Source organism: Limimaricola sp., from assembly GCF_016125575.1.
Classification (GTDB): domain Bacteria; phylum Pseudomonadota; class Alphaproteobacteria; order Rhodobacterales; family Rhodobacteraceae; genus WGLM01.
On the sequence record NZ_WGLM01000004.1, the window covers coordinates 831,899 to 857,700 of the forward strand.

General features: G+C 66.8%; 25 protein-coding genes. 13 read left to right on the forward strand and 12 right to left on the reverse strand.

From position 1 onward, the window contains the following. Nucleotides 1–6: 6 nt before the first annotated feature. Nucleotides 7–1,026 (reverse strand): tryptophan--tRNA ligase, encoded by a 1,020-nt coding sequence (trpS, locus tag GC146_RS10980; RefSeq protein WP_291838117.1) that lies wholly within the window; start codon nt 1,024–1,026, stop codon nt 7–9. A 105-nt stretch (nt 1,027–1,131) separates the two neighbouring features. Between trpS and GC146_RS10985 the strand changes: the two genes are divergently transcribed. Then, a complete protein-coding gene (locus GC146_RS10985; protein ID WP_291838120.1) occupies nt 1,132–1,860 on the forward strand; it encodes a rhomboid family intramembrane serine protease in 729 nt (242 codons plus the stop codon). On the opposite strand, the gene murJ is transcribed toward GC146_RS10985, so the two are convergent. From murJ to GC146_RS11005, 4 genes are all read right to left on the reverse strand, one after another. After that, nucleotides 1,857–3,443 (reverse strand): murein biosynthesis integral membrane protein MurJ, encoded by a 1,587-nt coding sequence (gene murJ, locus GC146_RS10990; RefSeq protein WP_291838123.1) that lies wholly within the window; start codon nt 3,441–3,443, stop codon nt 1,857–1,859. The two genes, GC146_RS10985 and murJ, sit on opposite strands and share 4 nt — an antisense overlap. Nucleotides 3,444–3,514: 71 nt before the next feature. Continuing rightward, nucleotides 3,515–3,979: a PACE efflux transporter gene (locus GC146_RS10995; protein ID WP_291838126.1), complete on the reverse strand. Its 465-nt coding sequence runs from the start codon at nt 3,977–3,979 to the stop codon at nt 3,515–3,517. A 104-nt stretch (nt 3,980–4,083) separates the two neighbouring features. Beyond that, on the reverse strand, nt 4,084–6,882 hold the full coding sequence (locus tag GC146_RS11000; protein ID WP_291838530.1) for a [protein-PII] uridylyltransferase: 2,799 nt from the start codon (nt 6,880–6,882) through the stop codon (nt 4,084–4,086). Continuing rightward, on the reverse strand, nt 6,863–8,125 hold the full coding sequence (locus GC146_RS11005; RefSeq protein ID WP_291838129.1) for a penicillin-binding protein activator: 1,263 nt from the start codon (nt 8,123–8,125) through the stop codon (nt 6,863–6,865). The genes GC146_RS11000 and GC146_RS11005 overlap by 20 nt, the downstream gene beginning before the upstream one ends. A gap of 112 nt (nt 8,126–8,237) precedes the next feature. Here GC146_RS11005 and rsmI point away from each other — a divergent pair, with 112 nt between their 5' ends. The 4 genes from rsmI (at nt 8,238) to GC146_RS11025 (ending at nt 11,370) form a co-directional block, all read left to right on the forward strand. Continuing rightward, entirely contained in the window at nt 8,238–9,098 is an 861-nt protein-coding gene (rsmI, locus tag GC146_RS11010) for a 16S rRNA (cytidine(1402)-2'-O)-methyltransferase (protein ID WP_291838132.1), read from the forward strand. Beyond that, nucleotides 9,095–9,451: a YraN family protein gene (locus GC146_RS11015; RefSeq protein ID WP_291838135.1), complete on the forward strand. Its 357-nt coding sequence runs from the start codon at nt 9,095–9,097 to the stop codon at nt 9,449–9,451. The genes rsmI and GC146_RS11015 overlap by 4 nt, the downstream gene beginning before the upstream one ends. A gap of 67 nt (nt 9,452–9,518) precedes the next feature. Next, nucleotides 9,519–10,463: a glutathione synthase gene (gene gshB, locus GC146_RS11020; RefSeq protein WP_291838137.1), complete on the forward strand. Its 945-nt coding sequence runs from the start codon at nt 9,519–9,521 to the stop codon at nt 10,461–10,463. A gap of 37 nt (nt 10,464–10,500) precedes the next feature. Next, nucleotides 10,501–11,370, forward strand: coding sequence for an alpha/beta hydrolase (locus tag GC146_RS11025; protein WP_291838140.1), 870 nt, complete (start codon nt 10,501–10,503; stop codon nt 11,368–11,370). Here the strand turns inward: GC146_RS11025 and GC146_RS11030 are convergent. Genes GC146_RS11030 through cobU form a run of 4 tightly spaced genes read right to left on the reverse strand, consistent with a single transcriptional unit; the run spans nt 11,340 to nt 14,751 of the window. Continuing rightward, nucleotides 11,340–12,854: a YifB family Mg chelatase-like AAA ATPase gene (locus tag GC146_RS11030; protein WP_291838143.1), complete on the reverse strand. Its 1,515-nt coding sequence runs from the start codon at nt 12,852–12,854 to the stop codon at nt 11,340–11,342. The two genes, GC146_RS11025 and GC146_RS11030, sit on opposite strands and share 31 nt — an antisense overlap. A gap of 55 nt (nt 12,855–12,909) precedes the next feature. Next, nucleotides 12,910–13,608 (reverse strand): glutathione S-transferase, encoded by a 699-nt coding sequence (locus GC146_RS11035; protein WP_291838146.1) that lies wholly within the window; start codon nt 13,606–13,608, stop codon nt 12,910–12,912. 55 nt (nt 13,609–13,663) lie between these two features. Continuing rightward, the gene (locus GC146_RS11040) at nt 13,664–14,230 is read right to left on the reverse strand and encodes a histidine phosphatase family protein (RefSeq protein WP_291838148.1); all 567 of its coding nucleotides are present in this window, start codon (nt 14,228–14,230) and stop codon (nt 13,664–13,666) included. Beyond that, nucleotides 14,227–14,751 (reverse strand): bifunctional adenosylcobinamide kinase/adenosylcobinamide-phosphate guanylyltransferase, encoded by a 525-nt coding sequence (gene cobU, locus GC146_RS11045; RefSeq protein ID WP_291838150.1) that lies wholly within the window; start codon nt 14,749–14,751, stop codon nt 14,227–14,229. The genes GC146_RS11040 and cobU overlap by 4 nt, the downstream gene beginning before the upstream one ends. Nucleotides 14,752–14,861: 110 nt before the next feature. Between cobU and GC146_RS11050 the strand changes: the two genes are divergently transcribed. The 5 genes from GC146_RS11050 (at nt 14,862) to moeB (ending at nt 19,378) form a co-directional block, all read left to right on the forward strand. Then, nucleotides 14,862–15,740, forward strand: a complete 879-nt coding sequence (locus GC146_RS11050) for an RNA polymerase factor sigma-32 (protein WP_291838153.1) — start codon at nt 14,862–14,864, stop codon at nt 15,738–15,740. Next, nucleotides 15,737–16,540: a ChaN family lipoprotein gene (locus tag GC146_RS11055; RefSeq protein WP_291838155.1), complete on the forward strand. Its 804-nt coding sequence runs from the start codon at nt 15,737–15,739 to the stop codon at nt 16,538–16,540. The genes GC146_RS11050 and GC146_RS11055 overlap by 4 nt, the downstream gene beginning before the upstream one ends. A gap of 78 nt (nt 16,541–16,618) precedes the next feature. Next, nucleotides 16,619–17,812: a bifunctional phosphopantothenoylcysteine decarboxylase/phosphopantothenate--cysteine ligase CoaBC gene (gene coaBC / locus GC146_RS11060; RefSeq protein WP_291838157.1), complete on the forward strand. Its 1,194-nt coding sequence runs from the start codon at nt 16,619–16,621 to the stop codon at nt 17,810–17,812. 64 nt (nt 17,813–17,876) lie between these two features. After that, the gene (dut, locus tag GC146_RS11065) at nt 17,877–18,344 is read left to right on the forward strand and encodes a dUTP diphosphatase (protein ID WP_291838159.1); all 468 of its coding nucleotides are present in this window, start codon (nt 17,877–17,879) and stop codon (nt 18,342–18,344) included. Beyond that, the gene (gene moeB / locus GC146_RS11070; protein ID WP_291838161.1) at nt 18,341–19,378 is read left to right on the forward strand and encodes a molybdopterin-synthase adenylyltransferase MoeB; all 1,038 of its coding nucleotides are present in this window, start codon (nt 18,341–18,343) and stop codon (nt 19,376–19,378) included. Before dut ends, moeB begins: the two co-directional genes overlap by 4 nt. On the opposite strand, the gene GC146_RS11075 is transcribed toward moeB, so the two are convergent. Continuing rightward, nucleotides 19,375–20,169 (reverse strand): class III extradiol ring-cleavage dioxygenase, encoded by a 795-nt coding sequence (locus GC146_RS11075; protein WP_291838163.1) that lies wholly within the window; start codon nt 20,167–20,169, stop codon nt 19,375–19,377. The two genes, moeB and GC146_RS11075, sit on opposite strands and share 4 nt — an antisense overlap. A 261-nt stretch (nt 20,170–20,430) precedes the next feature. On the opposite strand from GC146_RS11075, the gene GC146_RS11080 reads away from it, so the two are divergent. From GC146_RS11080 to GC146_RS11090, 3 genes are all read left to right on the forward strand, one after another. Further along, nucleotides 20,431–21,219 carry a transporter substrate-binding domain-containing protein gene (locus GC146_RS11080; RefSeq protein ID WP_291838166.1) on the forward strand — a complete coding sequence of 263 codons (789 nt, stop codon included), beginning with the start codon at nt 20,431–20,433 and terminating at the stop codon, nt 21,217–21,219. Nucleotides 21,220–21,262: 43 nt separating this feature from the next. Next, nucleotides 21,263–22,057, forward strand: coding sequence for an amino acid ABC transporter permease (locus GC146_RS11085; RefSeq protein ID WP_291838169.1), 795 nt, complete (start codon nt 21,263–21,265; stop codon nt 22,055–22,057). 65 nt (nt 22,058–22,122) lie between these two features. Beyond that, nucleotides 22,123–24,150, forward strand: a complete 2,028-nt coding sequence (locus tag GC146_RS11090; protein ID WP_291838172.1) for a M3 family metallopeptidase — start codon at nt 22,123–22,125, stop codon at nt 24,148–24,150. Here the strand turns inward: GC146_RS11090 and GC146_RS11095 are convergent. Beyond that, the gene (locus tag GC146_RS11095; protein ID WP_291838175.1) at nt 24,147–25,055 is read right to left on the reverse strand and encodes a cation diffusion facilitator family transporter; all 909 of its coding nucleotides are present in this window, start codon (nt 25,053–25,055) and stop codon (nt 24,147–24,149) included. The two genes, GC146_RS11090 and GC146_RS11095, sit on opposite strands and share 4 nt — an antisense overlap. A gap of 37 nt (nt 25,056–25,092) precedes the next feature. Further along, entirely contained in the window at nt 25,093–25,737 is a 645-nt protein-coding gene (locus GC146_RS11100) for an SH3 domain-containing protein (RefSeq protein WP_291838533.1), read from the reverse strand. Nucleotides 25,738–25,802: the final 65 nt, after the last annotated feature.

Sequence of the window (25,802 nt, forward strand, 5' to 3'; positions counted from 1 at the left end):
CCGCTGTCACTTTCCCAGCAACCCCACGATGTCGTAGGTCTGCCGCAGGATCGGCGCGGCGATGTCGCGGGCGCGTTCGGCGCCGCGGGCAAGTATACGGTCGATCTCGGCCTTGTCGGCCATCAGGCGGGCCATCTCGGTGCTGATCGGGGCCAGTTTGTCCACCGCCAGGTCGGCCAGCGCCGGTTTGAACACGCCCCAGCCCGCGCCTGCATATTGCGCGATCACCTCTTCGGGGGTGATGTCGGCGAGGGCGGCGTAGATATCGACGAGGTTGCGCGCCTCGGGCCGGCCCTCCAGCGCCTCGAACGTGTCGGGCAGGGGGGCCGGGTCGGTCTTGGCCTTGCGGAACTTCTTGGCGATGCTGTCGGCGTCGTCGGTCATGTTGATGCGTTCCATGTCCGATTCGCCGGACTTCGACATCTTCTTGGTCCCGTCGCGCAGGTTCATCACCCGCGTGGCCGGGCCGCCGATGACCGGCTCGCTCAGCGGAAAGAAATCCACCTTGAAGTCGTGGTTGAACTTCGCCGCGATGTCGCGCGTCAGCTCGACATGCTGCTTCTGGTCCTCGCCCACCGGCACATGGGTGGCGTGGTAGATCAGGATGTCCGCTGCCATCAGCGCGGGGTAGGCATAAAGGCCAAGGCTGACCGCCTCGGCATTGGCGCCGGCCTTGTCTTTGAACTGGGTCATCCGGTTCATCCAGCCCACGCGCGCGACGCAGTTGAAGATCCAGGCCAGCTCGGCATGTTCGGGGACTTGGCTCTGGTTGAACAGAATCGATGTCTCGGGATCGATGCCCGACGCGATGAAACCGGCCGCCACCTCGCGCGTGCCGTCGCGCAATTCGGCCGGGTTCTGCCAGACGGTGATCGCGTGCAGATCGACGACGCAATAGATCGTCTCGAACTCGCCGCCCTGCATCTGAACAAAACGCTTGATCGCGCCAAGGTAGTTGCCAAGGTGCAAGCCGCCCGAGGGCTTGATCCCGGAAAAGACGCGGGGGGTGAAGCTGGGCTTTGTCATGATGGCGTCCGCGTGGTGCTGGAGGGCTGGATTATACGGCCCGCAGGGCTTACCCATGCGGCCAGTTCCCGTCAACCGAAACGGGACGCCAGTGCGGAGGCAGGCATGAGCATCGAATACCCCGTCAACCGGATTCCGCCCGTCGTGCTGGGGCTGGCCGCCGCGATCCTCGTGATCGAGGCCATCCTCAGCCTTGCCGGCTACGGCATCATCGGCGGGCAGCTTGGCGTCGGCTGGCGGTCGAACGCGATTCAGGACTGGGCGTTCTCGCCCGCCGTGCTGGACCGGGTGGTGACCTATCACGACTTCTCGCTGGAGATGCTCAAGCGGTTCCTCAGCTACAGCTTTGTCCACGTCAACTTTACCCATGCGCTTTTCGTCGCGGTGCTGCTGCTGGCGATCGGCAAGTTCGTGGGCGACGTGTTCAGCGGGCTGGCGGTGCTGGTGGTCTATGTCGGCGCCGCGATCTTCGGCGCGCTGGTCTACGGGCTGGTGGCGCAGGGGCGCTATCCGCTGGTCGGGGGCTACCCGCCGGTCTACGGGCTGATCGGGGCGTTCACCTACCTGCTGTGGCTGCGGCTGGGCCAGACCGGGGGCAACCAGTATCGCGCCTTCACGCTGATCGGTTTCCTGCTGGCGGTGCGGCTGATTTTCACCTTCGCCTATAACGCCGTGGCAGGCGCGGGCCTGCTGGGCGGCGCCGCGGGCGTCAGCCCCGAGGTGTTCTACGGCTTGGCCGATGTCTCGGGCTTTGTCGCGGGCCTTGCGCTTTCAGTATTGGTGGCCCCCGGCGGCTGGTCTGCCTTCTTGCGTCGCCTGCGTCAGCGCACCTAGCGGCGAAAGGCCCGTCGGAACTCGGCCAGACGAAACGCGCCAAGCACCTGCCCAAAGCCGAAATATCCCACGATCCCCACGGCGACCAACAGCGCAAGGGCGCCGTATCGCAGCGTGGGCACGTGCAGCAGCGGCGCCAACACCTGCGCCGCCAGCCACAAAAGCCCGCCCATCAGGATCGAGGCGAGGCAGATCCGGACGATGCGGCGGCGGAAACGCGCATCCCACTGCGCTGCCTCGCCCATCCCGCGGGAGCCGCGCCAGAGAAGCGCCACCGTCGCCCAGCCGGCGAATGTCGTGCCGAGCGCCGCCGCGATCCAACCGATGAACGGTGAAAGCCCGACGGCGAAGAGGATGTTCACGATCAGGCTGACAATGGCGTAGTTGAACGGGCTGCGCGTGTCCTCGCGCGCGTAGAAAAGCGGCTGCAATGCTTTTTGCAGCACGAAGGACGGCAGGCCCAGCCCGTAGACAGCCAGTGCCAGTGCCGTGGCCTGCGTATCGGCGGTGGTGAACGCGCCGCGCTGGAACAGAACCGAGATCAGCGGCACCGGGATCACGATCAGCGCCACCGCGGCGGGGATGGTCAGGGCCAGCGAAAACTCGCAGGCGCGGTTGAAGGTGTCGCGCCCGCCCACCGCGTCGCCCGCGCGCAGCCGGCGCGAGAGATCCGGCAACAACACAACGCCGACCGCCACGCCAACCACGCCCAACGGCAATTGGTAAAGCCGGTCTGCATAGTTCAGCCAGGCAACGGCGCCTTCGAAGAAGCTGGCCACCTGCCGGCCGACCAGCAGGTTGATCTGCACGATCCCGCCGGCCAGCACGGCCGGGGCGGCAATAACGGCCAGCCGCTTGAGCTCCGGTGTCAGCCTTGGCCGGCCCAGCCGCAGCGGAAAGCCCGCGCGCCGCGCCGCCCACCAGACCAGCGCCATCTGGGCGATGCCTCCCAGCGGCACCGAAATTGCAAGGCTGTCGCCCACCTGCAGGCCAAGCGCATGGTCAATCCCCATCCCCAGCGCGTCCGATACGGGCCGCCCCATGGCTGCGGCCAGCAGGATGGCAATGATGAAAATGACGTTCAGCAGCACTGGTGCCGCCGCGGCCGCCATGAACCGCCCCGTCGCGTTCAGCACGCCCGACAAAAGGGCGGCCAGCGAGATGAAGATGATGTAAGGAAACGTCATCCGCCCGTAGGCCACGGCCAGCGTAAACCGCTCATCCCCAATGAAACCGCTGGCCATCAACGTCACCAGCACCGGCATCAGGAGAATGCCCGCGATGGTGAACAACGTCAGGATGAAGGCCATGCCGATGAAGGCGTCCTGCGCGAAACGTTCAGGCGCGTCATCGCCCTCCAGCTTTTTCGCGAACATTGGCACAAAGGCCATGTTGAACGCGCCCTCGGCGAAGAACCGGCGGAACATGTTTGGTAGTGAGAAGGCGACGAGGAACGCCTCGGCCACCGGCCCGGTGCCCAGATAGGCCGCGATCATGATGTCGCGCACGAAGCCCAGAACGCGGCTGACCAACGTCCAGAACCCGACGGTAACAAAGCCTGAGACGAGCCGAATGGGTTTCACGGCGGACGGTCCTGCGCGAAGTGCCTGTTGCGCCGCCTTCTACGGCTTTGCCGTGCGCGGGGATAGGGGGCTCATCGCTGCTCGGTCAGGGCCGGGGCGGGAAACACCGTGTCATAGGCCCAGTTGAAGGCAAATGTGTAGACGAGGTAGAAGCCCGAGAATGACAGGTCCATCGCGAGCGCCGGCCAAGGGCCGATCTGCAGGTACAGCGCGATGAACGGCACCAGCACCAGCAGCAGCCCCGCCTCGAAAGCCAGCGCATGCAGTACCCGCAGCGCGGGTGTCTTGGCCGTCCCGCCGCGCATCCGCAGCAGCGCCCTGTCGAAAACCAGGTTGAAGCCGTAATTCCATGCCGTCGCGATGCTGGCGCTGATCACGGTCACCACGCTCATCGCCTGCCACGGCTGGCCAAAGGCCCATGCGCCCAGCGGCGTGACGATCAGCAGCGCAATCGCCTCGAAGCTGATGGCATGCCTGATCCGGTCGCCCGTTCGGCGGAGCCCCTGTGCCACTGCGGGATCAGGCGAGCCGGCCATGCCCAACCCGCCCCGAAGACCAGCCTGGTTTGCCCGCCCACATGCCCACGGCATCGCTGCCGGACATGTCAAAACAGGCGGTTTTCTCTGGGCATCTGATCTGTTTACCCACCCCGCGCCCTTTCCGCCCCTTTCTCGATCGCTTCGCGCAGCTTGCGCTCCAGCGAGGCGCGTTTGCTTTCGGACTGGTATTTCAGGCCGAACATGTCCTTGACATAGAAGCTGTCGACGACCTGTTCGCCGAAGGTCGCGATCACGGCGCTGGCGATGTAGACGTTGTTGGCCGCCAGCGTGCGCGTCAGGTCGTAAAGCAGGCCGGGCCGGTCGCGAGTATCGACCTCGATGATCGTGTAGATGTCCGACCCGTCATTGTCGAAGGTGATCGATGTGGGCACGCGGAACGCCTGCTCGCGCTTCTTCATCTTGTCGCGGTCTTTCAGCGCATCGCGCGCGACCACCTCTCCCTTCAGCGTGCGAATGATCATGTTGCGCAGGCGCGGCAGGCCGCCTTGTTCGTAGGGGTGGCCCTCGGCGTCCTGCACCCAGAAGATCGCCGTCGCGAAACCGTCTTTGGACGTGTAGGTGCGGGCATCCACGATGTTGGCTCCCACCAGCGCCAGCGCGCCGGTCATGCGCGAAAACAGGCCCGGATGATCCGACATCGTGAAACAGGCCCGTGTGGCGTCGCGGTCCGGATCTGGCTTGAGGTCGATCCGGATGTCGTCGGCACCCAGATTGCGCAGCATCCCGGCAAAGACCACGTGCGCGGCCGCTGGCAGACCTTCCCAGTAGGGCGGGTAGTGGCGGTTGGTCTCGATCCGCAGGTCGCGCGTATCCCAGTCGGCCAGTGCCTCGCGCAACGCGCGCCGCGCCTCGGCCCCCTGTGCCGCGCGGTTGAGGTCCTCCAGCCCGTTTTCCAGCGCGTGCTTGGTGGCCTTGTAAAGGCCGCGGAACAGCATTGCCTTCCAGTTGTTCCAGATCGTCGGGCCAACACCGCGGATGTCACAAACGGTCAGCACTGTCAGCAGGTCCAGCCGCTCGGTCGATTTTACCGCCTTGGCAAAGTCGCGCACCGTGCGCGGGTCGGCGATGTCGCGCTTCTGCGCCATGTCCGACATCAGCAAATGATAGCGCACCAGCCATTCGACCGTTTCGCAGTCCTTGCGGCTTAGCCCCAGTCGCGGACAGACCTTGCGGGCGATCTGCGCACCCAGCACCGAATGATCCTCGGGCCGGCCCTTGCCGATGTCGTGCAGGAGCAGCGCGACGTAAAGAACCTTGCGGTTGACCCCACGCTTGAGGATGCCGCTGGCGACGGGCAGTTCCTCGACCAGTTCACCGCGCTCGATCTTGGACAGGCAGCTGATGCACTGGATGATGTGTTCGTCCACCGTGTACGAGTGGTACATGTTGAACTGCATCATCGCCACGATCGGCTTGAACTCGGGCAGGAAGGCATCCAGCACGCCCAATTCGTTCATCCGTCGCAGCGCGCGTTCCGGGTTGCCGTGCTTCAGGAGCAGATCAAGAAACAGCCGGCTGGCCTGCGGATTTTCCCGCATGTCGTCGTCGATCAGCGCAAGGTTCGCGGCCAGCAGGCGCATCGCGTCGGGGTGAAGCAGGTGGCCGGTGCGCATCGCTTCTTCGAAGATGCCCAGCATGTTCAGCTTCTCGCCAAGGAAGGCGTGTGTATCGGCGACCGTGATACGGTTCTGCTTGATCACATAGGGCGCTTTCACGCGCTTGCGCCGGGACATCAGCCGGATCAGCATCGGCTCGGCCTTGGTGTGGGCTGCTTCCAGCGCGGTCAGGAAGATCCGGGTCAACTCGCCCACGCGCGTGGCGTGGCGGAAATAATCCTGCATGAAGAACTCGACCGCGCGCCGCCCGTTTCCGTCGCGGTATCCCATCCGCGCCGCGACCTCGACCTGCAGGTCGAACGTCAGCGTGTCGGTCGCGCGTCCGGTGATCAGGTGCATGTGGCAGCGCACGGCCCAAAGGAAATCTTCGGCGTTGCGGAAGGTGGCGTATTCCTCGGGCGTAAAGACCTTCAGCCGCACGAGTTCGGCAGCTTTCTGCACGTCGTTGACGTACTTGCCGATCCAGTAAAGCGATTGCAGGTCGCGCAGCCCGCCCTTGCCCTCCTTCACGTTGGGTTCGACGACGTAGCGCTGACCACCCTGCTTGCGGTGCCGCTCTGTCCGCTCGGCCAGCTTGGCCTCGATGAAATCCGTCGCCGTGTTCTTGAACAATTCCGACCAGAGCCGGCTGCGCAGCGAGGCCGCCAGCGCCTGATCCCCCGCAAGGAACCGCAACTCCACCAGCGCGGTGCGGATCGTGTAATCCTCGCGCGCAAGGCGGATGCAGTCCTTCACCGTGCGGCTGGCATGACCCACCTTCAGCTTCAGGTCCCACAGCATGTAAAGCATCGATTCAATGACGCTTTCGGCCCAAGGCGTGATCTTGTAGGGGGTCAGGAACAGCAGGTCGACGTCCGAGAAGGGCGCCATTTCGCCCCGGCCATAGCCGCCCACCGCGATCAAAGACAGCTTTTCGCCCTCGGTCGGGGTGGCCAGCGGATGCAGCCGCGTCAACGCGACATCCAGCACCGTCGTGACAATCTGGTCTGTCAGCCAGGCATAGGCGCGGATTGTTGCACGAGAGTCGAAGGGACGGGCGGTGAAGGCCGCAGCAATGGCGGCATTTCCACGCTCACGCGCGGCAGTCAGGACCCCCACAACCGCCTTGCGCACGGCCAGGTCATCGGCGCAGCTCGACAGTGCCTGATCCAGCGCCGCGGCAACGGCGTCGGCATCAAAAACGTCATGCGCCGGACAGATCAGGCTGTCCGGCGCGTCTTCGATTTCAAGGGGCGCGGCCCGCTCAGTTGATGAGGCCGACAAAAGATCTGGGAGCTGGGTCAACAATCACAACCTGGTTGTTCTGGACCTGCGCAACCGCAAGTCCGCGTTCGTTCGTGCCGTCGGGCAGGAAGCGGAAAATCCCGGCCGTCCCCTGAAAGCCCTGCGGTTGCGCCAGTGCCGCACGTCCCAGCGGGTCGGACATGCCCGAGGCGACAAGCGCCCCGATTGCCGCGATGCCGTCATAGGCAAGGCTGGCCAACGGGTGTGGCGCGCTGCCATAGGCGGCGGTGTAGCGGCTGGTGAAAAGGCTCGTCATCTGCGGATCGGGCTCGGCAAAGATCCCGCCCTGCAAGCCCGGCAGCGCCAGTGCCTGCGGCGCCGCATCCCAACGGGTCAGCCCGATATACCGGGTCGTCGCCGGATCCACCCCGCGTTCGGGCAGGGCTGTGGCAATGATCGGCAGATCAGAATTGATGCTGCCGGTCAGGAATACCGCCTGTGCGCCGCTCGATTTGACCGCGTTGGCGATGCCGCCGGCCGCGTCAAGAATGGCAGCCTGTGTCAGCGCATAGCCCTGATCGCCCAGCATTGTGCCACCATTGGCCGAGATCGCGCCGGCAATCGCGCTGCTGCCGGTATTGCCTTGAATGTCATTGCCATGCACCACCATGAAGCTCGTAGTGCCGTTGGCCATGGCGTATTTCACCAGCCGGTTGGCAGTGTTGTCGAACGTCGAGCCGAGGATGAAAACATTGCCACCGGCGATCGCGGCATTGTTGGAGAAGGCCAGCACGTTGACCCCGCGCCCGGCAACGGCGCGGCCGGCGGCATTCGCGGCCTCGGCATAAAGTGGCCCAAGGATGATCTGCGCACCCTCGTTGACCGCTTGAGTCGCAACCGCGGCGGCCTGCGCCGGATCGCTGCCCGTGTAATAAACCTTGAGGTTAACCTGAACGCCGTTGAGATCGGCGATCGCCAACCGCGCCGCGTTCTCGAGGTTCTGAGCAAGATAGGAATCGGCCGAGAGGCCCTGAGCGGCGGTATCGGCGGCGGCGCCCGGCTGGGCCACCGGCGATGGCGCGCTGGCCATAGCGGGCAGGTCCGCGGCAGCCGTCGGGGTGTTCGCGCCGGGCAAAAGCAGTGCCACCTGAACGGTTCCACCACTGACGGAAGGCCCCGCCGGCATCAGAGCGACAGGATCACATGCGGCAAGCGTCAGCATTGTGAAGAGGCCAATGAGCCAGATGGCGGGCTTGCGGATCTTTGCCAAAAGTTCAAACATCAAACGCTCATCCCCTGTCTTGCGCGGATCGGGCACGGCACGGCGGGGTCATGCGCCCCGCAGTCCGTACCGCATGCCGCCATCATAGGGACGGCGACAAGGGGGTCTAGGCTTGAATTTCAAGATTTCACCGCTGGCGCCGGGCCTCTACCTTGTCGCAACGCCAATTGGAACAGCGCGTGACATCACGCTGCGCGCGCTCGACGTATTGGCAAGCGCCGATATCCTTGCGGCCGAGGACACGCGCACCGCCCGCAAGCTGATGGAGATCCACGGCGTGCCGCTGGCCGGCCGGCCGCTGGTGGCGTTCCATGACCATTCCGGCGCCAATGCCGTGTCACGTCTGGCGGCCGAGATCGCGGCAGGCAAGGCGGTGGCCTATGTCTCGGAGGCCGGCACACCGCTGGTCGCCGATCCGGGCTTCGAACTGGCACGCGAAGTTGCTGAAAAGGGCGGGCAGGTTCTTGCCGTGCCCGGCGCGTCGGCCGTGCTGGCGGCGCTGAGCGTGGCGGCGCTACCGACCGACCGGTTCCTTTTCGCGGGCTTTCTTCCAGCGGGCAAGGCGCAGCGCGAAGCGGCCATCGCCGAATTGCGCGACGTCCCCGCCACGCTGGTATTCTACGAATCTCCGAAGCGGGTTCAGGAAATGTTAACCTCGCTGCGCGACGTTCTGGGGGCGGACAGGCAGGCGGCTGTCTGTCGCGAACTGACCAAGCGGTTCGAAGAGGTGCGCCGCGGCCCGCTGGGCGAGGTAGCTGATGCCATGGCCGAAGGCCCGGCGCGCGGTGAATACGTTGTGGTGGTGGGCCGGGCCGGGGCGCGGGCCGTCGCCGAGGCCGATGTCGAGGCGGCGCTGCGCGAGGCGATGACCAGCCTGCGGGTCAAGGATGCTGCCACGCTGGTGGCCGGTGCGCTCGGCCTGCCCCGGCGCGAGGTTTACCAGATCGCCCTGAAGCTGTCGGAGGATCAATGACCCCAGCGGCCCGTTACCAGTCCGGCCTTGCCGCTGAAGAGGTGGTGGCTGCCGCCTATGCTCGGGCCGGATGCCCGGTTTTGCGGCGCCGCTGGCGCGGCCCGGGAGGCGAGATTGACCTGATCGCGCGCGACGGTGACGGGCTGATCTTTGTCGAAGTGAAGGCCGCGCGCAGCTTCGATACTGCCGCCCAGCGTATCGGGCCGCGCCAGCAGGCCCGGATCATGGCCTCGGCTGCCGCTTTTCTTGAAGGCGAGCCGCGCGGGCAACTTACCGACGTGCGCTTCGACGTTGCGCTGGTTGACCGGCGCGGTGCCGTCCGTCTGGTTCGCAATGCCTTCGAGGGTGGTTGAGGCCCCCATTGCCTTGCGCCCCGTGCTGCGCCATGTAGCGGCCATGGCTTGAAGAAAGGGTGCCCCGATGCCGCTCAAGGTCGCCATCCAGATGGACCCGATCGGTCCCATCAACATCGACGCAGACAGCACGTTCCGCATCGCCGAAGAGGCGCAGGCGCGGGGACACACGCTGTTCTACTACACGCCCGACAAGCTGGCCTACGAAGAGGGGCGGATCACCGCGCGCGGCTGGCCGCTGAGCGTGCGCCGGGTGAAGGGTGACCATTTCACGCTGGGCACTGAGGAGGTGGTGAACCTTGCCGATTTCGACGTGGTCTGGCTGCGCCAGGATCCGCCCTTCGACATGGGCTACATCACCACCACGCACTTGCTGGATCGCATCCATCCCAAGACGCTAGTGGTGAACGACCCGTTCTGGGTGCGCAATTACCCCGAGAAGCTGCTGGTCCTGCAATTCCCCGACCTGACCCCACCCACCGCCATCGCGCGCGATCTTGCCACGCTGCGCGCCTTTCGCGACCGTCATGGCGACATCATTCTCAAGCCGCTTTACGGCAATGGCGGCGCGGGCGTCTTCAAGCTGACCTCGGACGACGGCAACCTGGCCTCGCTGTGGGAGATGTTCGCCGGCATCAGCCGCGAGCCGCTGATCGTGCAGAAATTTCTGCCTGCCGTCGCAAAAGGCGACAAGCGGGTGATCCTTGTCGATGGAGAACCCGTCGGCGCCATCAACCGGGTGCCCGCCAAGGGCGAGACACGCTCGAACATGCACGTGGGCGGCCGGGCCGAGAAGGTTGCGCTGACCGACCGCGACATTGAGATCTGCGAACGGATCGGCCCCCTGCTGCGCGAAAAGGGGCAGGTCTTCGTCGGCATCGACGTGATCGGCGACTGGCTGACCGAAATCAACGTGACCTCGCCCACCGGCATCCAGGAGCTGGAACGGTTCGACGGCACCAACGTGGCCGAAAAGATCTGGCAGGCGATCGAACGGCGCCGGGGTCTTTAGGCGGTTGTCCTGGCAACTGTCAGTCCTGACCTTTCTGATGCGGCGGGTTGGCAAGCCGCAGCTGCGCCGGACCCGCACCCCCGAAGATGCTGCGCGCAATTTCGACCGCGCCGCGCGCCACTGGTTCCGGGTGCCGCCTTACACGCTGCACCTTGTCGATGACCAAGGTGCGGTGCCGTTGCACTGGATCAGCAGCGGGCCCGTCGCGCGGGGGCGCGTGATCCTGTTCCTGCATGGCGGCGCCTACTTGTCGGGGAGCCCGCGCACCCATCTGGGCCTGCACGCGCGGCTGGCCCGGCTGACCGGGGCCGAGGTTTGCGCGCCGGACTACCGATTGCTGCAGACGGCGCCCTTTCCTGCCGCCTTCGACGATGCCTGCGCGGCGTGGGACGCATTGATGACGCGCGGCTATCGCCCCGAAAACATCGTGCTGGGCGGCGATAGCGCGGGCGGCGGCCTGATGCTGGCGCTGCTGGCCGAACTGACGCGGCGCGGCACGCCGCCCGCCGGCGCCTTTGCCCTGTCGCCCTGGGTGGACCTGACACTTTCGGGCGACAGCCTGCGCGCCGCGCCCGAGGCGATCCTGCCGGTCGAGCGGATGGCCGAGGTGGTGCAATACTACCTTCACGGTGCCGAGCCGGCCGATCCCCGTGCTTCGCCGCTTTTCGCGAATTTCGCCGCGCCACCCCCGGTGCTGATCCAGGTTGGCAGCGAAGAAGCGCTGCGCGATGACGCCACTCGCATGGCCACCCACTTGCGCGCGGCCGGAGGCGAGGTAACGCTGGAAGTCTGGCCGGACGTGCCGCATGTCTGGCAGATCCTTGACGGCTGGTTGCCCGAGGCGCGACAGGCGCTGATCCGACTGGCCGATTTCGTTCAGACCTCCTTGGACAGCGTCAGCCGGTAGCCTACCGCCTCGGCCACGTGCGGCAGGGCGACGCCCGCGGCGCCCTCAAGGTCCGCGATCGTGCGCGCGACCCGCAGGATCCGGTGATAGCCCCGCGCCGACAGGCCGAAACGTTCGGCCACCCGCGTCAGTAATGCGCGCCCCTCGGCGTCGGGCGTGGCCACCTCTTCCAGCAGCGCGCCCTCGGCATCGGCGTTGACGCGCACGCCCTCGACCCCGGCAAAGCGTGCGGCCTGTGTCGCGCGCGCCGTGGCCACGCGCGCCGCCACGCTGGCCGAGCTTTCGCCCGATTGCGGCAGGTCCAGGTCGGCAAAGGCCACGGGAGGCACCTCGACCCGCAGGTCGAAGCGGTCCATCAACGGGCCCGAGATGCGGCCAAGGTAATCCTCGCCGCAGGCGGGCACGCGGGCGCAGGCGCGGGCCGGATCGGACAGGTAGCCGCATTTGCAGGGGTTGGCCGCGGCGACCAGCAAAAAGCGGCAGGGATAGCGGACATGGGCATTGGCGCGGCTGACCATGATCTCGCCCGTCTCGATCGGCTGGCGCAGGGTTTCCAGCACGGCGCGCGGAAACTCGGGGAACTCGTCCATGAACAGAACACCGTTATGCGCCAGGCTGACCTCGCCCGGTTTCGCCCCGCGCCCGCCGCCCACGATCGACGGCATCGAGGCGGTGTGATGCGGCTCGCGGAAGGGGCGGGTGCGGCTGATCCCGCCCTCGTCCAGCAGCCCCGCCAGAGAATGCACCATCGAGGTTTCCAGCGCCTCGGCGGGTTCCAGCGGCGGCAACAGGCCGGGCAGGCGCGCGGCCAGCATCGATTTGCCCGACCCCGGCGTGCCCACCATGAAGAGGTGATGCCGCCCGGCGGCGGCGATTTCGAGCGCGCGCTTGGCCCGCTCCTGTCCCTTCACGTCTGCAAGGTCGCGCACGCCTACGTCCCGGCGAACCTCGCCCGGCTCGGCCGGGCTCAAAAGGCCCTTGCCGGTGAAATGGCGGATCGTCTCCGAAAGGGTGCCGGGGGCAATGACCTTGGCCGCGCCCACCCACGCCGCCTCGGCCCCGCAGGCCTGCGGGCAGACTAGCATCCGCCCCTCGCCCGCGGCGGCCATCGCGGCGGGCAGCGCGCCGATCACCGGGACCAGCGTGCCGTCCAGCGACAGCTCGCCCATCGCCACCGCCTGTTCCACCTCGTCCTTGGGCAGGATGTCGATCGCGGCCAGCAGCGCCAGCGCGATCGGCAGATCAAAATGGCTGCCCTCTTTGGGCAGGTCGGCGGGCGAAAGGTTCACCGTGATCCGCTTGGAGGGGAGCGCGATGGCCAGCGCCGTCAGCGCCGCGCGCACCCGCTCGCGCGATTCGCTGACCGCCTTGTCGGGCAGGCCAACGACGGTAAAGGCGGGCAGGCCGGGCGCCACGGCGCACTGGACCTCGACCATCCGCGCCTCGATCCCTTCGAAGGCCACCGTGTAGGTTCGCGCGGTCATCGGCCTCCCCCGTTCACCATGGTTAACGGGTAGCGTCGCGATGGTTGAGGAATGGTTAACGCGTTGACAGGGCCGGCTCGGGCCAGGGCTTGCGCGGCCAGTCGCGGTCGTAAAACGGCTGGTCGGGGCCGTGAGTTTGCGCCAGGGCGAACCACCGGCGGAAGGACGGATGCGCAAGATGCGCCGCGACATAGTCCTGTGCCGCGGCATCCACCAGCAGCGAATAGCCCGCGATCCGCGCCGCGACCGGGGCAAAGAACGCGTCCGCTGCCGAATAGGCCCCGCAAAGCCACGGGCCGGTCGCCCCGGTCTGGGCCCGCGCCCAGCCCCAGATCGTCTGCAGGCGGTCCAGATCGGCCAGCACCGCGGCGGGCGGCGCGCAATCGGCAAAGGCCTGGCGCAGGTTCATCGGGCAATGTTCGCGCAACGCGCCAAAGCCCGCGTGCATCTCGGCGGCCAGCGCGCGGGCCACGGCGCGCGCGGCGGGGGCGGCGGGCCAGATGTCCGCCTGCGGGTGACGGCTGGCCAGTTCCTCGGCGATGGCCAGCGTCTCGGGCACCACGGTGCCTTCGGGGGTGCGCATCACCGGCACGGTGCGCGCCGGCGGGAACCCGGCCAGCTTCGCCGCGAAATCGTCGCAGTAAAGCTGGGCCACCGTCACCCGCGCCGGGATCGCGAAGGCATCGAACACCAGCCAGCCGCGCAGGCTCCAGCTGGAATAGGCATAATCGCCGATAAGCAGGTCGTAGGTCATTGGTCCTCCGCTCGGTCGCGCCACTGTGGCAGCGGGGGCGGGCGGGCGGAAGGGGTCACGCGCGGTGATTGACTCGTCCGACCTGCCAGCCCTCCGCGCCCCGCCGCACCTCGGTCAGGCTGAGATTGTCGATCTTCTGGGCAAAGGCTGCGCGGGCGCTCTGGCCGCGGGCGCGCTGCACCACGCGCAGGATCGGGCCGAAATGCGCGACCACGATCAGGTCGGGCAGGCCGAGCGCCAGCAACCGGTCGATGGCCGCATCCACCCGGCCCGACAGCGCGTTCCAGCTTTCGCCGCCGGGCGGCGCGATGTCGCCGGGTCTGTCCCAGTAGGCGCGCAAGGTGTCGGGGTCCTCGGCCTCGACCTCGGCAAAGCCGCGCATTTCCCACGCGCCAAAGCTGATCTCGCGCAGCGCGGGGTCATGCGGCAGGCGGGGGCGGTCCAGCGCGTCGGCGGTGGCGATGGCGCGGCCAAGGTCGGAAGAGACCGCCGGCGCCTCGGGCAGCGCCGCCCGCAATCGGGCCAGCGCCGCGGTATCGGACAGGTCGGCCGGAAGGTCCGTCCAGCCAACCATCGCGCGGGCATGTGTCGGCCCGTGCCGCACCAGCCAAAGACGTGTCACGCGGCCCCCTTCAGCACCAGCGGCAGGCCCGAGATCACCGCGACCACCGTGTCCGCGGCGGCCGCAAGGCGCTGGTTCAACCGACCTTGGGCATTGCGGAACCGCCGCGCCAACGCATTGTCGGGCACGATGCCCTGTCCCACCTCGTTGGTGACGACGATCACCGGCGCAGGGCAGGCGGCCAGCGCGGCAAGCAGACGCTCGGCCTCGGCGTCCAGATCAGCCTCGGCCAGCAGGTGATTGGTCAGCCACAGCGTCGCGCAGTCGATCAGAACCACGGCCTCGGCGGCCAGGCCCTCCAGCGCGCCGGGCAGGTCATAAGGCGCCTCGATGGTCACCCAGTCGCTGCCGCGGCGGTCCCGATGGGTGGCGACCTTGGCCTTCATCTCGTCATCCCAGGCCTGCGCGGTAGCGATGTAAATACGGGGTGTGCGGACAGAAGCGAGGGCCAGCCCCTCGGCATGGGCAGACTTGCCCGATGCCGCGCCCCCCGTGACGACTGTGAGTTTTTGCAGGTCCATCTGTGCGCTCCTGGGGCGGTCCCGGGACTGATCCGGCCGGGTTACCGACGCGTCACTAAAATGAACAGCGCGAACGGTGCTGCGCAACAATCAATCTGAAGGGATGTATCATGGCGTTCGACGGATATGGTGATGCGGCCCTGTCGCGCAAGGCGATGCGGGCGGAACTTCTCGACGCGGAAACCGAATTGCGGCTGGCCTACGCGTGGCGTGACCAGCGCGACGAGGATGCGCTCCACCGCCTGATCACCGCTTACATGCGGCTCGCGATCTCGATGGCGTCCAAGTTTCGCCGTTACGGCGCGCCGATGAACGACCTGATCCAGGAGGCCAGCCTTGGCCTGATGAAGGCCGCCGACAAGTTCGATCCGGACCGCGGCGTGCGTTTCTCGACCTATGCCGTGTGGTGGATCAAGGCCAGCATCCAGGATTACGTGATGCGCAACTGGTCGATGGTGCGCACCGGGTCGACCTCCAGCCAGAAATCGCTTTTCTTCAACATGCGCCGCGTGCAGGCCCGGCTGGAACGCGAAGCCGCCGCCGCGGGGGTTGAACTGCAGGGCCACGAGCTGCGCCAGATGATCGCGACCGAGGTCGGCGTTCCGCTGGCCGATGTCGAGATGATGGAGGGCCGGCTGTCGGGTTCTGATTTCTCGCTCAACGCGACTCAGTCCTCCGAGGACGAGGGGCGCGAGTGGATCGACGTACTGGAAGACGAGGGCACGCAGGCCGCCGAGACGGTTCAGAACAATCACGATACCGCGACCTTGCGCGAATGGCTGGTCACGGCACTGTCGGGCCTGAACGCCCGCGAACGCTTCATTGTCCGCGAACGCAAGTTGCGCGACGAGCCCAGGACGCTTGAAAGCCTTGGAGACGAGCTTGGCCTGTCAAAGGAACGTGTGCGTCAGCTTGAAGCGGCGGCGTTTTCCAAGATGCGGAAATCGCTTGAAAGCCAGTCGCGCGAGGTGCTCAACTTCCTCGTATGAAATACCTGATTGCGGCGCTGCTGGCGCTGGGAACGATGAGTGCCGGGGCGCATGCCCAGGATAGTGCGCCGGTGGCGCAGATCACCGTGCTGGGCGAGGTCCACGACAATCCCGCCCATCACCTCGTGCAGGAAGAGTGGGTCGCGCGGATAGAACCCGCCGCTCTCGTCTTTGAAATGCTCAGCCCTGAACAGGTGAAGGCCGCGCAGGGCATCGACCGGCATGATGGCGAGGCATTGCAGGCCGCCTTCGATTGGAACGCCTCGGGCTGGCCCGATTTCGAGATGTATGCACCGATCTTTGCCGCCGCGCCCGATGCACGACTTTACGGCGCAGCCCTGCCCAAGGACACCGTGCGTGCCGCGATCGCCAAGGGGGCCTCCGCTGTCTTTGGCCCCGATGCCGCGAAATTCGGCCTTGGTCCGATCGATGGGCTGGAACTCGCGCAGCGGGTGGGCGAGCAGAACACGGCCCATTGCGGGATGCTGCCCTCCTCGATGCTGCCCGGCATGGTCGAGGCGCAGCGTCTGCGTGACGCGCATTTCGCGCAGGTGGCCCTGCAGGCGCTGGACGACACCGGCGGGCCGGTCGTTGTCATCACAGGCGATGGGCATGCCCGCAAGGACTGGGGCATTCCCGCGATGATCCATGCCGCCCGGCCCGACGTAACGGTCTTCTCGCTGGGCCAGCTCGAGGATGGGGCCACCACCGACCCCAATCTAGATACGCCGCCCTTCGACCAAGTCCTGACTTCGCCAGCCCCCACGGGTCGCGGAAACCCCTGCGAAGTTTTTCGCTGAGCGTCCTGTCCGTCGCGGCGATTGCCGCCGCCCGCCGATCTGCATAAGTTCGGGCGCAAGTCAGCCGGAGGGCCACCGATGCTTGCGGGCAAGCGCATTCTTCTGATCATCGGCGGCGGCATCGCGGCCTACAAGGCGCTGGAAACCATCCGCCGCCTGAAAGAACAGGGCGCCGCCGTGGTGCCGGTACTGACGCAGGCGGCCGAGGAATTCGTCACGCCGCTCAGTGTTTCGGCGCTGGCGGGGGTCGCGGTGCATCGCCACCTCTTCGATCTGACCGCCGAGGCCGAGATGGGCCATATCGAGCTGAGCCGCGCAGCCGACCTTGTCGTTGTCGCGCCGGCCACCGCCGACTTGATAGCGAAAATGGCAGGCGGTCTGGCCAACGATCTCGCCTCGACCCTGCTTCTGGCGACAGACAAGCGCGTGCTGATCGCGCCCGCGATGAACGTCCGGATGTGGCTGCACCCGGCGACGCAGCGCAATCTGGCCACGCTTCGGGCCGACGGCATCCTGACCGTCGGACCGAACGAGGGCGACATGGCCTGCGGCGAATTTGGCCCGGGCCGCATGGCCGAACCGGCCGAGATCGTCGCCGCCACCGCCGCAGCACTGGGCGAGGGGCCCCTGAAGGGGCGCCACGTGCTGGTCACCTCCGGCCCGACGCATGAGCCGATCGACCCGGTGCGCTACATCGCCAACCGCTCGTCCGGCGCGCAGGGGGCCGCCGTGGCACGCGCGCTAGCCGATCTGGGCGCGCGCGTCACCTTCGTGACCGGCCCCGCCGCCGTCCCGCCGCCCGCGGGGGTCGCGGTGGTGCAGGTCGAGACCGCGGCGCAGATGCTGGCCGCAGTGCAGGCCGCGCTGCCCGCCGACGCCGCCGTTTTCGCCGCCGCGGTGGCCGACTGGCGGGTGGCGGGCGCAAGCGCGCAGAAGATGAAGAAACAGGCGGGCCGGCTGCCCGCGCTGGAACTGGCCGAAAACCCCGACATCCTTGCCACCGTCGCGCAGATGGGCGCAGGCCGTCCGCGGCTTGTCGTGGGTTTTGCTGCCGAGACAGAGAACGTGCTGGCCCATGCCAGCGCCAAGCGGGCGAAGAAGGGTTGCGACTGGATCGTCGCCAACGATGTCTCGCCCGCCACGGGCATCATGGGCGGGACCGAGAACGTGGTGACACTGGTAACCGAGGCCGGGGCCGAAGACTGGCCGCGCATGGGCAAGGATGCGGTGGGCCGAAAGCTTGCCCAGCGGATCGCCGAGGCATTGGCATGACCGGCCATGTGACCAAGGCCGGGCCTCCGGCGGGAGTATTTTTGGCCAGAAGAAGGGGCGAGGCATGCGCCCTGTGGTGAAGGTTGCCCGCGTGCCGGGGGCCGATACGGCACTGCCCCTGCCCGCCTACCAGACCGCGGGCGCGGCGGGGGCGGACCTTGTCGCGAACTTTCCCGAAGGCGCGCGGGACGGGTTGACGCTCGCTCCCGGCGCGCGCGCACTGGTGCCCACGGGGCTGCGCATGGCAATTCCTGACGGCTTCGAGGTGCAGGTGCGCCCGCGCTCGGGCCTGGCGCTGAAACACGGCCTGACGCTGCCCAACAGCCCCGGCACCATCGACAGCGACTATCGCGGGGAAGTGGGCGTGATCGTGATGAACGCGGGCGATGCGCCCGTCACCATCCGCCACGGCGACCGCATCGCGCAGGCCGTGGTGGCGCCCGTGGTGCAGGCGGCATGGGCCGAGGTCGGCGCGCTGGACGAGACAGAGCGCGGCGCGGGCGGTTTCGGTTCGACAGGAGGGGCGGGATGATCCTTGTCGGCGTCATGGCGGCGGCGATTTGGGGCCTGGGCATGTTGACCGGCGCGCCCACCCGCGCGCGCTGGACCATGCTGGCCGTGCTGCTGGGCGCGGTGATGCTGGAACAGGTGCTGCTGCCGGCGGGCCACCCGTTACGAGAGGCGACGGGGCACGACGTGCGGTTCTGGCTGCTGCTGGTCGGTTTTGCCGCTGTTGTCTGGGCGTATCGGGCCGGGCTTGGCACCCTGCGCAACCGGGCCCGTGTGCCCGACGCAGTGCCCGAGCAGGGTGGCTTTTCCGAGCCGGAGCTGGAACGTTACGCCCGCCACATCATGCTGCGCGAGGTTGGCGGACCGGGTCAGGCGCGACTGAAGGGCGCGCGCGTGCTGGTGGTGGGTGCAGGGGGCCTCGGCTCGCCCGCACTGCTTTACCTTGCCGGGGCCGGGGTGGGCACGATTGGCGTGATCGACGATGATACGGTCGATGCCTCGAACCTGCAGCGGCAGGTGATCCACGGCGAAGACCGTCTTGGTCTGCCCAAGGTGCAGTCGGCGGTTCAGGCGCTCGCCGCGCTGAACCGGCATGTCACGCTGCGCCCCTACAACCGCCGCCTGACGGACGAGATCGCGGCCGACCTGATCGACGACTATGACCTCGTCCTTGACGGGTCTGACAATTTCGCCACTCGATACCTGCTGAATGCCGCCTGCGCCAAGGCGGGCAAGCCGCTGGTTGCCGCGGCGATCACCCAGTGGGAGGGCCAGATCAGCGTTTATGACCCGGCCCATGGCACGCCCTGCTATCAATGTGTCTTTCCCGAGGCGCCGGCGGCGGGCCTTGTCCCCACTTGCGCCGAGGCTGGCGTGATCGGCCCGTTGCCGGGCGTGCTGGGCGCGATGATGGCGCTGGAAGCGATCAAGGTGATCACCGGCGCGGGCGAGACGCTGGCCGGTCGGCTGCTGATCTACGACGCGCTGGATGCCGATACGCGCGTCATGCGGCTGAAACGGCGCCCCGATTGCCCGATCTGCGGAGCCGCCGCCTAGCCGAAGCGATAGCTCGACGCGGTGACGCCGCCGAACAGGCCGGTATCGTGATAGACCATGCGCGCGGCCTCGTCCTCTGCCGCGCCAAGTGCGACGAAAAGCGGGACAAGATGATCTTCGTCCTTGTGGGCAACGCGGGCATAGGGCGCCTCTTCCCAATGCTCCAGCGCCTTGGTCCGCGCGGCGGGCGCTTGGGCCAGCGTGGCGGAAAGCCAGCGGTCGAACCCTTCCGACGGCTCCTTGGCCCCGGGCCCGAAAAGCGCAAGGTTATGGTACGACAGGCCCGAACCGATGATCAGCACGCCCTCGTCCCGAAGCGGCGCAAGGGCCCGGCCAAGGGCAACGTGTTCCTCGGGCGAATAGCCGTGGCGCAGGGAAATCTGGAACAGCGGCACATCGGCTTGCGGATACATCACGTAAGCCGGCACGAAGGTGCCGTGGTCAAAGCCCTGCCTGTCGTCCAGTCGCACTGGCAGTCCGGCAGCGGCGATCAGGTCGGCCGCGCGACGGGCGATGTCGGGCGCGCCGGGGGCGGGGTAGGTGATCTGGAAGGTATGCGGCGGGAAGCCGCGATAGTCGTAGACCATCGGCGGCGCAGGGCTGGTCATGACGGCAAAGCTGTCATCCTCCCAGTGGCCCGAGATCATCAGGATCGCCTTGGGCCGCTCCGGCAGGTCGGCCACCATTTGGCGGAAACTCTCCTCAAGATTAGAGAACATCGCCCGCCAGTCGGGCATCCAGGGCCAGGGGCCGCCGCCATGGCTGATGAAATAGGTGGGCATGCGGGTCATCGGCGTGGTTCCTTCATCTGCTGATGCAAAGGTGCGCCTGCCGTCCTCGTGAGACAAGCGCAACCGGATGTGAATTTCGGACCTGCCATCGTGCACTGGCGCACGTTGATGCCGCGTCGTCGTCACCTGCCTGCCGGGGCGGCACAAGACGGCAGGAGAACCGGGAAACATGCGCCGAGTGACCGGATTGCGATCCGCGCCCCTTGCCTTGGCCGCGACTGGCGGCATACTCGCGCGCAATCACATCACGGAGAGATATCCATGAAATTCCTCGCCATCCTCGCCGCCGCCGCGGCTTTCGTCGCCGGAGCGGCTGTCGCCGATACCGCGCTGCCCGATCTGCAGGGCCGCGAAATTACCGTCGTGACCGAGAATGCCTATCCGCCGCTGCAGTTCATCGACAAGGACGGCAACGCGGTCGGCTGGGAATACGATGCCGTGGCCGAAATCGCCAAGCGGCTGAACTTGCAGGTGAAATACGCCAATATCAGCTGGGACGCGATGATCCCGGCGGTCAGCGAAGGTCAGTTCGACATGGGCATGACCGGCATCACCATCCGGGACGACCGCAAGGAAAAGGTCGACTTCTCCGACCCCTACATGCGCTCGGAAATGCTGATGATGGTGCGCGGCGATGAAACCCGCTTCACCGACGCGGCCAGCTTTGCCGCCAACCCCGACCTGCTGATGGCCGCGCAGCCGGGCACCACGCCCTTCTACGTGGGCGTCTACGACGTGCTGGACGGAAACGAGCAGAACCCGCGGATCAAGCTGTTCGAGACCTTCGGCGCGGGCCTTCAGGCGCTCAAAGCCGGCGACGTGGACCTTGTCCTGTCGGATTCGACAGCCGCCAACGGCTATGTCGCCGCCTCTGATGGTGGGCTGAAGATCATCGGCCAGCCGCTGGGCGCCGAGGATTTCGGCTTTATCTTCCCGAAGGGCTCGGACCTTGTCGCGCCGATCAATGCGGCCATCGCTGCGCTCAAGGCCGACGGCACGTTGGACGCGCTGAACAAGAAGTGGTTCCTCGACTACAAGATGGGCGAGTGAGCCCGAAGGCGGGGCCGGTTCTGGCCGGCCCCGGCATTTTCTCATGATTCCGACCCCGCCACAGGACCGCGATTTCCCCTGGTGGCTTGTGATCGCCGGGATCACCGGCGCATGGCTGCTGTATCAGGTCATCGCCGACGCGATCTATGCCAAGGTCTTGGCGACGCTGGTGCAGGGCGTCACCATTACCATTTTCGTTACGCTGGTCGCCTATTTCCTCGCCTGTCTGCTGGGGCTGGGGCTGGCCCTTGCTGCGCAGTCGCGCTGGCTGGCGGTGCGACAGGTGGCCCGGTTTTATGTCGAGATCATGCGCGGCATCCCGATCATCGTGCTGCTGTTGTACGTGGCCTTCGTGCTGGCCCCGGCGGCGGTGGCGGGGTGGAATGCGCTGGCCATCCCGATCGGTCTGCCCGAGATCAGCACCCGCAACGTGCCGCTGCTGTGGCGCGCCGTCATCGCACTGACGCTGGCCTATGCCTCGTTCCTGGCCGAGATCTTTCGCGCCGGGCTGCAATCGGTCGACAAGGGGCAAATCGAGGCGGCCGAGGCGCTGGGCCTCAACCGCTGGCAGCGCTTTCGGTTCATCGTCTTTCCGCAGGCGTTCCGCACCATCCTGCCGCCGCTGGGCAACGATTTTGTCGCGATGGTGAAGGATTCCAGCCTTGTTTCGGTCCTTGGCGTCAGTGACATCACGCAATTGGGCAAGGTTACGGCGGCGGGCAACTTTCGTTACCTTGAAACCTACAACGTCGTGGCGCTGATCTACCTGATCATGACGATCGGGCTGTCGCTTCTGCTGCGGCGGCTGGAACGGCGGCTGCGCCAGCGGCAGGGCTAGATCGCCGCCGGGGGGATGGCCGCGGGCGGCGGGACGGACTAGGTAGGGGCCAAAGGAGACCTGCCATGACCAATCCGCTGCTGACAGACTGGACCACGCCCTTCGGTCTGCCGCCCTTCGACGCGATCACCGACGATGATTTCGGCCCCGCCGTGCAGGCGGCGCTGAACGAGGCGCGCGCCAACATCGCCGCCATTACCGACAATCCCGACGCGCCGACATTTGCCAACACGATCGAGGCGCTCGAACTTGCCGAAGGCCGTTTGAATGCTGTTCTGGGCGCGTTCTTCACGGTGGCGGGCGCCGACAGCAACCCCGCGCGCGAGGCGTTGCAGCGTGAGTTTGCGCCGATGCTTAGCGCCTATGGCTCGGAGATCACCCAGAACCGCGCGCTGTTCGACCGGGTCGAGGCGCTGTGGACCCAGCGCGAGACGCTGGACCTGACCGACGAACAGGCGCGCGTGCTGCTGCTGACGCGGCGCGGCTTCGTGCGCGCGGGGGCGCAGCTGGAAGGCTTCGCCGCTGATCGTCTGAAAGAGGTGAAATCGCGCCTTTCGGTGCTGGGCACGCAATTTTCGCAAAACCTGCTCGCAGACGAACGCGAGTGGGAGATGCCGTTGTCCGTGGCCGACCTTGCCGCGCTGCCCGACTTCGTGCAGGCCGCCGCGCGTGCTGCCGGGGCCGAACGCGGGGCAAAAGGCCCGATCGTGACGCTGTCGCGCAGCCTGATCGTGCCCTTCCTGCAGTTTTCGCCCAACCGCGATCTGCGGCGGCAGGCCTACGAGGCGTGGGTTGCCCGTGGCGCCAATGGTGGCGAAACCGACAACCGTGGAATTGCCGCCGAAATCCTCGAACTGCGGGCCGAGCGGGCCATGCTTTTGGGCTATGACAGCTTTGCGGACTACAAGCTGGAAACCGAGATGGCAGGGACCCCACAGGCCGTGCGCGACCTGCTGATGCAGGTCTGGGAGCCCGCAGTCACGGCGGCCGATGCCGACGCAGAACGGCTTCAGGCGATGCTGCACAACGATGGCCAGACCGGCCCGCTGGAGCCTTGGGACTGGCGCTATTATTCTGAAAAGCGCCGCCGCGCCGAGCATGATCTCGATGAAGGTGCCATCAAGCCCTACCTGCAACTCGACCGGATGATCGAAGCGGTTTTTGCCTGTGCCAACCGCCTGTTCGGACTGGAATTCCAGCCGGTCGACGGGCCGCTTTATCACCCGGACGTGCGGCTGTGGGAGGTCACACGCAAGGGCGAGCACGTCGCCGTTTTCGTGGGCGACTACTTTGCGCGGGCCTCAAAACGCTCGGGCGCGTGGTGCACGGCGATGCGGTCCCAGCAGCGGCTGGCGGGCGAGGTGCGGCCGATCGTCATCAACGTCTGCAACTTCGCCAAACCCGAGGCGGGCCAGCCGGCGCTGTTGTCCTATGACGATGCGCGCACGCTGTTCCACGAATTCGGCCACGCCCTGCATCAGATGCTGTCGAACGTGACCTATGAGAGCATTTCCGGCACCTCGGTGGCGCGCGATTTCGTCGAACTGCCGAGCCAGCTTTACGAACACTGGCTGGAAGTGCCCGCCGTGCTGGAAGAATTCGCCACCCATGCCGAAACGGGCGAGGCGATGCCGGCCGAGATGCTGAAACGCCTGCTGGCCGCCTCGACCTATGACATGGGGTTCCAGACGGTCGAATACGTCGCTTCCGCGCTTGTCGATCTGGAATTCCACGAGGGCGAGCCGCCGGCCGACCCGATGCAGAAGCAGGCCGAAATTCTTGAAGGGCTGGGGATGCCGCACGCCATCGGCATGCGCCACGCCACCCCGCATTTCGCGCATGTCTTCTCCGGCGACGGCTATTCCGCGGGCTATTACAGCTACATGTGGTCCGAGGTGATGGATGCCGACGCCTTTGCCGCCTTTGACGAAGCGGGCGACCCCTTCGATCCTGCGCTGGCAGAGAAACTGGAGCGCAACATCCTGTCGGCCGGTGGCAGCGCCGAGGCGGCCGAGCTTTACACCGCGTTCCGTGGCCGGATGCCAGGGGTAGAGGCGTTGCTGAAGGGCAGGGGGCTGGCCGACGCGGCCTAGCCGCGCGTGTCCTCGGGGTGCTTGGTCACCCCGACCGGATCCTGATGGATCAGCACGTCGGCGCGCGGATGGGCGGCGGTAATGGCCCGGCGCAACGCCGCCCCGATCGCGTGCGTTTCGTTCAGCGTCTTCGAGCCGTCCAGCTCGACATGCATGTTGACGAAAACGCGGCTGCCAGAGACCCGCGTCTTGAGGTCGTGAAAGCCGTGGATCCCGGGAAAGTTGCCGGTGATCCGCGCGATGTCCTCGATCATCGCGGGGTCGGCCTGCCGGTCCATCAGCGCGTCCCAGGCCTGCTTGCCGATGCGCACCGCGCCTGACGCCAGAAAGGCCGCCGCCCCCAGCGCAAAGACGCTGTCGATTTGCCCCAGATTGTACCGTGCCGCCGCCCACAGCGCGACGATGGCCCCGATCGACGGGATCATGTCGCCGACGTAATGCAGCGAATCGGCCATCACCACGCGGTTGCCGGTCTTGCGCGCGACCCGCCGCTGCCACCAGACTAGGGCCAATGTCAGCAGGATGGAAAACACCATTACCGCAATGCCCGCGCCTTCGTCGCGGGGCAGCGATACATCGGGCGATATCAGCCGGCGCACCGCGGCCACGGCAATGACACCGGCCGCGGCAAGGATGAACAGCGCCTGACCGAGGGCTGCCAGATCCTCTGCCGAGGTGTGGCCAAAGGGGTGATCCTCATCGGCGGGCTTGGCGGCATAGGCGATCGCGGCCAGCCCGCCCAGCGACATCATCAGGTCCAGCCCGCTATCAGCCAGCGTTGCGGCAACGGAAAGCGAGCCTGTCGCGGCCAGCGCCCAAAGCTTGGCCAGCACCAGCAAAAGCGCCACGGCCACCGACATCAGTCCGGCCGACAGGTTCAGGTTGGTTTCATGGGCGCGTGTCATGGGCTGCGACTAATGTAGGAACGCGCCGGACGAAAGCCTAGTTCCGGATCTCGTCGGCGTCGACGCCCCAGAGCACCGACTTGGGCGTCCATCCGCTATAGCCCCCGGCGGTGATCCGGCACCACGTCTTGTCGCAGGTGCCCAGCCGCCCGATGACGCCGGCCTGCAGGATCGCGGTTTCGGCGGCCTTGGTATCCGGCAGGGCGTAAAGCGGTTCCATATCCTTGTCGACGATCACCGTGCGCACGCCCGACAGCATCGAGTAGTGCACCCAGCCGCCCATCCCGTCACGGTCAATGACGCGGCGCCAGTGGCCGTATTCAGCCACCACCTGCAACGGCATGTCGCGGCGGGTGAACACCCAATCGATCCGGTGGCTGAGCGAAGGCCCCCGCCGCACGTTGGCCTCGTTCGTCTTGAGCGAGACGTAGCGCGGCAACGGCAGGTTTGTGACAGGACCCAGCGCGGTGCCTTCGGCAGCGGGTTGCGACATGTCCGCATCCGCTTCAAGTCCCGAATCAGGCGCGGTTGCGTCCGGGGCCGTGGCGCCCGTGTCTGTCGAGATGGCCGGGGCAGACTTGCTTGCCAGCGCAAGGGCCGGAACCAGCCGCTCTGCGTTGCCCGCGGCGCCAATGCCCGTCACGAGGACGGCGAGAGCCGCCGCGCCTATCCATGTCCGCATCTGCATGATGCCCTGCCTGTCACTGCGTCTGCCCGCGGGTGCGCGGTCTTGTGCCGCGTCTCCCG